This is a genomic window from Rhodopirellula sp. JB055, from assembly GCF_043100905.1.
Taxonomy (GTDB): domain Bacteria; phylum Planctomycetota; class Planctomycetia; order Pirellulales; family Pirellulaceae; genus Rhodopirellula.
The window spans coordinates 1-8,161 of the sequence record NZ_JBICHO010000260.1 but is presented as its reverse complement, the minus strand read 5'-3'; the positions used below and the strand labels follow the sequence as shown (position 1 = coordinate 8,161).

Annotated in this window: 4 protein-coding genes and 1 pseudogene; all 5 read left to right on the top strand. The window is 56.9% G+C overall.

The window, feature by feature from the left end; all coding sequences use genetic code 11:
- Window positions 1–91: pseudogene (locus tag ACF8AM_RS10605) on the top strand (DUF1080 domain-containing protein); the annotation flags it as partial.
- A gap of 830 nt (window positions 92–921) precedes the next feature.
- A complete protein-coding gene (locus tag ACF8AM_RS10600; protein ID WP_392555615.1) occupies window positions 922–1,209 on the top strand; it encodes a hypothetical protein in 288 nt (95 codons plus the stop codon).
- Window positions 1,210–1,513: 304 nt separating this feature from the next.
- Window positions 1,514–5,221: a DUF1592 domain-containing protein gene (locus ACF8AM_RS10595; protein WP_392555614.1), complete on the top strand. Its 3,708-nt coding sequence runs from the start codon at window positions 1,514–1,516 to the stop codon at window positions 5,219–5,221.
- Between the two features lie 35 nt (window positions 5,222–5,256).
- Window positions 5,257–6,597: a DUF1552 domain-containing protein gene (locus ACF8AM_RS10590; RefSeq protein ID WP_392555613.1), complete on the top strand. Its 1,341-nt coding sequence runs from the start codon at window positions 5,257–5,259 to the stop codon at window positions 6,595–6,597.
- Window positions 6,597–8,084: an ankyrin repeat domain-containing protein gene (locus tag ACF8AM_RS10585; RefSeq protein ID WP_392555612.1), complete on the top strand. Its 1,488-nt coding sequence runs from the start codon at window positions 6,597–6,599 to the stop codon at window positions 8,082–8,084. Before ACF8AM_RS10590 ends, ACF8AM_RS10585 begins: the two co-directional genes overlap by 1 nt.
- Window positions 8,085–8,161 lie beyond the last annotated feature (77 nt).

The window sequence follows — 8,161 nt, the reverse complement described above, 5'->3', positions numbered from 1 at the left end:
CTACGGGCCCGGCCACTTCGCATTCCAACAACACGACCCCGGCAGCATCGTCCACATCCGAAAATCGGAAGTCATGCCACTGGACGACTAGTCGCCCAATAAGTAGTCGCCCAACAAGGCTGACTTGCCGAAGCGATCTTCAGAAACAGCGTTGCCCCTTCGCAGTGAATTCAGGCTGGACTCTGTGGGAGACCACAGAGCTACAGGTTCGGACGCTCGACAACCTGCCATCCCTGTCGCCGAAGGAGGCCACGGAGCTATCCGGTGACACGTTTGGTTGCCGAATCAAATCCGTTTACCTGTTTCTTTGGTATCTCGTCCGGCCTTCCTCGATCCTCGAGATGATCAAGCGGTCGGTTGGCGACCTTGTGATAGGACGCGAGACTCCATTTGGGTCGCGTTCGGCGAACCATTTGACCCAGAGCACTTGAGTTTGAACGGGTGAGCTTGATTGATTCACTGCCTCACGAAGCTCATCGGATCCAAGCTGCGTCTTCGCAAGCAGTGCAGAACAATGCATGTCTTGCTGAATCTGGGTGTGTAAAAATCGAACATGGCGTTCGTCGGTTTGCTTACCTCGTTCTACCCTCAGCTCGTTGTCTCTCCAAATCCAAGAGCTGAGCTCATCCAACTGCTGTTCGGCGCTGCCACGCCAGAGATAGTACTGAGCTTCGTATTCAGAGATATCCACCGGCGGAACTCGCTCGCAGCCTAGCAGAAAGCAGACGCAGGCGATCAGGAAAAACAGATGTCTGTACCGAGGCATGGCAATTCAATCCGTTTGTGACAAAGACGTACGAGTTCAGTCGATTGCAGCGCAGAGCTTGAGTCGCGTGCCCCCCAGTTTAGAAGGCCGTCACCGCAGGCGGAGAAGATTTCTCAGATCCGTGAACAAACGAATCGCCGCGGCAAGAAGAACCGATGTCGCGATCGCGTGCTCTCGATGGAGGCTCTGCAATCTCGCGAATGGATGGCGAAGGTTTTGACTTGGACCTGGATGATCTAAATGCGGTGCCTCCGTTTGACTCAGGCAACCGGATCAACCTGCATGTCGGACTGGAAGGACAAGCCGTCGATATCTTTGGCGCGGTCGAGGTCACCGAATCGGGAGTCGATGTGCATGTCGCAGGATCAATGAACTCCTGGTCGGATGCGTTTGACATCCATTCGCTTTCGCTGAACATTCGCCCCAAACGGGCAGACCTATGAAAGCCCAGGGCAACTCCCTGGGTTACGGCTGCCAACCTGCTCCGCACCCGAGAAAACCAGGCTTGGGGCGATCGAAGCAGCTACCTGCAAAGGGAAACGGGATTCCGCGAGGCGAGAACAAGGGGTGGCGTCGCCCCTTTCCGGATGCGTTGGACTCGCTGATCGAGTACGATGGACCGCGAACTTTTGGTCGTGACGATGGTCACTCTCTTGCCCGAAAACCGGCGAGCAGAATGCATCCGGCGACTCCCCGGCCATTCCCGTTCTCGTCTTCCCCTTTTGGATCCTTCCCAAGAGAACTCCTTTGCTTCGTCCCGCCTTTGTCTTTGCCGCCGCGTTGATATTCGGGTTCATCGACCCCGTGTTGGGGGACGATTCTCCGGACCAATCCGAACGTATTGAAGCGGTTGATTGCAGCACGCTGACCGGCAAGGTGATGTGCGGATACCAAGGCTGGTTCAACTGCGAGGGAGACGGTGCCGGACTTGGTTGGCGACATTGGGGACGCAACTCGAAAAAGCCGCTTGGTCCAGGCAATGTCACGGTCGACCTTTGGCCGGACTTGTCGGAGTACTCACCGGAAGAACGCTTTGCCACCGAGTTCCAGCATTCCGACGGCAGCGTCGCGGAAGTGTTCAGCAGTGCCAACGAACAAACCGTCCGTCGTCACTTCCAATGGATGCGAGAGTACGGAATCGATGGTGCCTTTGTCCAACGCTTCGCCACCTCGCTGAGATCTCCTGCCAGCCTCGCGAATCGAACCACGATTTTGAATCACTGTCGCCGCGGCTCCGAAGAGAACGGGCGGGCCTTCGCAGTGATGTATGACTTGTCGGGGCTTCGAGAAGGAGAACTCGAAGTCGTTTCACAAGACTGGACTCGTTTGGTCAACGAAGAAGCGATCACCGACAGCAACGCTTACTTGCATCACAACGGCATGCCCCTCGTTGCGATTTGGGGTGTCGGTTTCGCCGAACGGCACCAACCCGGTGCTTACACGCTGGATGATTGCAAAATGTTGATCGCTCAACTGAAACGAGCCGGTTGCAGCATCATGCTGGGTGTGCCGACTGGATGGCGAGAACTCGAGCGAGACTGCGTGACCGATCCGGCGGTCCGATCAATCTTTGAAATGGCGGATGTGATTAGCCCATGGACGCCCGGACGCTATCGCAATCCAGAGCAAGCCCAACGACACGGCGAGCAAACTTGGCAACCTGATCAACAAGAGTGCGGTGCCAGCGGCCAAGATTACTTGCCTGTCGTTTTCCCCGGTTTCAGTTGGTTCAATCTTCGCAACGGAGACGCACCCCTGGATGACATCCCCCGACTGAAAGGCCAATTCCTCTGGTCGCAAATCATCGCGGCGAAGAAAGCCGGGGCCGAAATGCTGTACGTCGCAATGTTTGACGAAGTCGATGAAGCCACCGCCATCTTCAAGTGCACCAACGATCCACCCCAAGGACGTGACGCAAGATTCGTGACCTACGAAGGTTTGCCCAGCGATCACTACCTCAAGATTGTCGGCCGAGCGGCTCAGTTGCTACGCGACGAGATTGCTCCCACCGAGACTCTGCCGAAGGAATGGTTGACTGCTCAAGTTGTCACATCTGAGAGTGGTGATACTGCGAGCGATCCCGTTCAACCGGCCGCATCGAAAGTGAACCAAGTCGTCTCAGACGATCTCTCAACAATTCGCGAATTTGTTTCCGATCAGTGCCTGGATTGTCACACAGGAAACGATGCCGAAGCGGGATTGGACTTGCAGGCGTTTGATTTTGGTGCCGATCAGTTCACGCAACCTGACTTCGCGACGGCGGAATGGGAAAAGATCCTTCGACGCGTCAATACACATCAGATGCCGCCACCGGATTACGGCCAACCCGACGAAGCAACCTATTCTCAAGTAACAGCTGCGTTGGTTTCGGTCCTCGATCATCACGCCCAGCAGTTCCCGCGTCCGGGCCGAGTGGGGGCGATGCGGCGGATGACTCGCGTGGAATATCAGAACGCGATCCGTGATTTGCTGGCGGTGACCATTGATGCATCGGACTACCTTCCCAAAGACGAATCCAGTCACGGTTTTGACAACATCACCGTCGAGGAACTCTCTCCGACGCACTTGAACCGCTACGTGTCGGCCGCACAAAAGATCGCTCGTGTGGCCGTCGGAGGCTTGGGCAACGGCCCTGCCGGAGTGACGATTCGGTTGCCGGCCGACCGATCGCAAGAAAAGCATGTTGAAGGATTGCCGTTTGGAACCCGCGGCGGCGTGATGTTCGATCAACACTTCCCGCAAACGGGTGAGTACGAGATCGAATTGAAGCTGACTCGCGACCGAGACGAACAAGTCGAGGGTTTGCACCGCGAACACGAAATCGATGTGCTGGTCGATCGTGCTCGAGTCCACCAATTCAAGGTGTATCCGCCAAAGAAGACCGGCAAGTACGGCGGTCCTGACTACACGCATTCGGATTCCCATCTGAAACAGCGTTTGCACTTCGATGCCGGCCGGCATTCGATTGGCGTCACCTTTCCGAAGACTTTTTCGTCGCTGACCGAGGGTAAACGTCAGCCATTCGATGCCAACTTCAATCGGCACCGGCATCCGCGATTGACTCCGGCGATCTATCAGGTTTCGATCGTGGGACCGTTTGCGCCGGAAGGCCCCGGCAACACAACCAGTCGACGAGCAATCTTCGGCGAAAACTGGTCGGGCGAAAACGCGAACCGGGACGAAGCCCAAAAGATTCTCACACGATTGGCTCGACGAGCCTATCGCCGTCCCGCCACAACCGAGGAACTGGCGTTGCTGATGGACTTCTTTGATGAAGGTTTCTCAGCCGGCAAGTTTGATCAGGGCATCGAGTCCGCTCTCACTGCGTTGCTCGTCAATCCAAAGTTCCTGTTCCGGATTGAATCCGTTGATCCGAATGTCGTTGCATCGTCAAAACAAAATGTTGTCGCGGTCAATGATCATGAGTTGGCGTCTCGGTTGGCGTCGTTCTTGTGGAGCAGTTTGCCCGACGAAGAATTGTTGGACCTCGCCGACGCCAAGCAATTGCGAAACGATGACGTGCTGGCCGGGCAAGTCGCACGAATGTTAGACGACCCGCGTGCCAATTCACTCGTCACGAATTTCGCTTCGCAGTGGCTGCAATTACGCAACCTGGATTCGATCACGCCCGACCTGCGTTTGTTCCCGGATTTCGACGACAACCTTCGCCAAGCCTTTCAACGCGAAACGCAGTTGTTGTTTCAGGATGTTTTAATGAACGATCGAAGCGTCACGGATTTGATCGCCTCGCAAGACACCTTTTTGAACGAGCGTTTGGCCACGCACTACGGGATCCGAGGCGTCACCGGCAGCCATTTCCGGCGCGTCAAAGTTTCACCCGAGTCGCACCGGGGCGGCATCTTGCGGCACGGCAGCATTTTGATGGTCACCTCGTATGCCACGCGAACTTCGCCAACGATTCGTGGCAACTGGGTGATGGAAAACATCTTTGGAACACCGGCTCCTCCACCACCGCCGAACGTTCCCAACTTGAAAGAAAAGGACACGCTCGCGGCGATGACAGTTCGAGAACGACTGGCAATGCACCGAGCCAATCCGACTTGTGCGAGTTGCCATGACTTGATCGATCCGCTTGGGTTCGCACTTGAAAACTATGATGCAGTCGGGCGTTGGCGACAATTTGAAGGCACGTTGGATGTCGATTCGTCGGGCCAACTCCCTGATGGCACCGAGTTGCAATCGGTTGATGAACTGGAAGCCGGCATCGTGGCTCGACCGGACATCTTCGCCCAAACCGTTGCCGAAAAATTGATGACCTACGCACTCGGACGAGCTGTCGAGCCACACGATGGACCGGCGATTCGCCGCATCGTTCGCGGTGCGTCGCAATTCAACTACACGCTGGCTTCTCTGATCAACGGCATCGTTTTGAGCGAGCCGTTTCGATACCGAGAAATTGCGTCTGATCCGAACAACGAACACACATCCCGATGATCCGTCACGCTGCCCACTTCTAAACTGGAAGCTCGATGAAACGATCCCATCTCTCTCGCCGAACCCTGCTCCGCGGAACCGGTGCCGCCGTCGCGTTGCCATTGCTGGACGCGATGATTCCGGCGATGACCGCAACCGCGGCAACGGCAGCGGCTCCCAGTCGCCTCAAACGGATTGGTTACATCTACATTCCGATGGGATACAACCCAGCCGAATGGACTCCCGACGGCGAAACGCTCGACGAATTGCCGTCCAGTTTGTCGCCACTGGAAGACGTGAAGAATCACTTGACTGTGATCTCCAACACGGATTTGCAAAACGCATACCCCGGTTCTCACGCGACATCGAACTCGGCGTTTTTGAGTGCCGCGAGAGCCAAGCGAACCGAGAGCAGCGATTACTACAACGGCACCACGGTCGATCAAGTCGCGGCTCGAAAAATCGGCGCGACCACACAGTTGCCATCGTTGGAACTTTCGATGGACCTGCTGTCCACCGTCGGGCAGTGCGACAACGGTTACGCGTGCGTGTACCAGAACAGTTTGTCTTGGGCTTCTCCGACGCAACCGTTGCCATCCGAAGCTCACCCGCGAATCGTGTTTGAGAGCTTGTTTGGTGAAGGCGGGACTCCTGAGCAACGTCGAGCCGCGATGCAGAAACGAGCCAGCCTGCTGGATTCGATCAACTTGGAAATCAAGCGGATCAAGAATCGCGTGGGTGCCTCGGACCGCAACAAGATCGACGGTTACCTCGAAAGCATTCGCGAAGTCGAACGCCGGATTCAGCTCGCCGAACAAAACAGCCACGAGAATCCGCTGCCCGATTTGGACCGGCCCGTTGGGGTGCCGACCGCGTACGCGGATCACGCGAAGTTGATGTTCGATCTGCAGTTGCTCGCTTTCCAAGGCGACATCACTCGAGTCGTTTCGTTCCAATTGGCTCGTGAGGCCAGCACGCGAACGTATCCTGAGATCGGCGTGCCTGACCCTCACCACCCCGTGACGCACCACGGTCGCGATCCAGAGAAACTGGCCAAGGTTGCCAAGATCAATCAGTTCCATGTTTCGCTGTTTGCGGACTTCCTGAAGCGGATGGATGAAGTTCCCGAAGGCGACGGAACGTTGCTCGATCATTCGCTCTACATGTACGGCAGCGGCATGGGCGATCCGGACGCTCACGACCACAGCAATCTGCCGATCTTGGTGGCTGGTGGTGCCGCGGAAAACATGCGTGGCAATCGCCACCTTCGGTTCAAAGACCCTGAACCATTGTCGAACCTGCACCTGACGTTGCTCAACAAAGTCGGTGTGCCTTTGGAATCGTTCGCGGACAGCACGGGAACGGTCGACGACCTCTTCGATCCGGTGACACTGTGATGTTGCGAAGGATCTTGCCGATCACTGGATCGCTCCTGGTTTGTGTTGGTGTCGTCGCGGCAGATCCCTCCGATCGGGAATCGACCGAGATCGCTGGCGCGGTGGTATCAGCATCCGATCACCAGTGGGTTGCCGCGGCGGAACAGCAACGTTGGGATTTGGTTCGAGAATCGTTGGCTGGCGATCGGGTGAACGTCGATGCGGCTCAACCCGATGGGATGACGGCGTTGCACTGGGCGGCCTACCACAATCACGCTCGTAGTATCGCGGCACTGGTCGCTGCCGGTGCGGATGTGGATGCGAAAACGCTGTACGAGGTCACTCCACTCAGCTTGGCGTGTGAGTATGGCAATCTCAGAGCGGTGCGAGCCTTGCTGGACGCGGGGGCCGATGCAAACACGGCACGACGCGGTGGAGAATCTCCGTTGATGTTGGCGGCACGGCAGGGCAACGCGAATGTGGTCCGGTCGCTGATCAAAGCCGGTGCCGACATGGAAGACAAAGAAGCTCGCGGGCAAACCGCACTGATGTGGGCGTCTGCGGCCGGCAACCTGGATGCTGTCGATGCGTTGATCGATGCCGGATGCAATGTTGAAACAACACTGACGCAGTCCGGTTTGTCAGCACTGATGTTCGCGGCTCGACATGGTCAATCGGCGGTGGTGATGCGTTTGCTCGACTCGGGTTTGGACGTCAACACCGTCGCGAAACCCAAACGCAGCGGCGGCCGAAATCCGCGGTCCGGAATGTCAGCGATGATGTTCGCGATTGAAAGCGGGCACCTTCAGTTGGCTTGCGATTTGGTCCTTCGCGGTGCCGATCCGAACGACCAACGCAGCGGCTACGCTCCTTTGCACGCGATCACCTGGGTTCGCAAAACAGAACTGGGCGACAACCCGGCAGGCGACCCAGCACCTCGTGTCACGGGTTCGATTCACAGCTTGGACTTTGTTCGCCAGATGGTGGAGTTGGGTGCCGACGTGAATCTGCAACTGAAAAACGGCAAGTCACGCGGACAACGCCTCAACCCGAAGGGCGCCACGCCATTCTTCTTGGCCTCTCGCGGTGCGGACATCGAGCTGATGCATTTGTTGCTGGAACTCGGAGCCGACCCCACCATCCCCAATGACGATGGAACCACCGCGTTGATGGCCGCGGCAGGAGTCGGGGTGATCGCGGTGGGTGAAGAACCCGGTACGCCGGAAGAGGTCGACCGCGCGATCGAAATGCTGGTGGATCTCGGGATCGATCCCAATGTCGTCGATCGCAACCGAGAAACCGCGATGCACGGCGCCGCGCTGCGAACGTTTCCAACCGCCGTTCGAAAGCTGACCTCGGTCGGTGCAGATCCAAAGATTTGGAACCACAAGAACAAACGTGGTTGGACACCGCTGGACATCGCCGGTGGCAAACGTCCCGGCAGTGTCAAACCGTCCCCGCCGACGATCGAAGCTTTGAAAGAAGCGATTGAAGCTTCTAGCTTCTAGCTTCTAGCTTCTAGCTTCTAGCTTCTAGCTTCTAGCTTCTAGCTTCTAGCTTCTAGCTTCTAGCTTCTAGCTTCTAG

Excerpts from the sequence above, each read along its gene's own strand:
- ACF8AM_RS10600 (WP_392555615.1), top strand. The coding sequence starts at position 922 with ATGTCGCGATCGCGTGCTCTCGATGGAGGCTCTGCAATCTCGCGAATG.
- ACF8AM_RS10585 (WP_392555612.1), top strand. The coding sequence starts at position 6,597 with ATGTTGCGAAGGATCTTGCCGATCACTGGATCGCTCCTGGTTTGTGTT.
- ACF8AM_RS10590 (WP_392555613.1), top strand. The coding sequence starts at position 5,257 with ATGAAACGATCCCATCTCTCTCGCCGAACCCTGCTCCGCGGAACCGGT.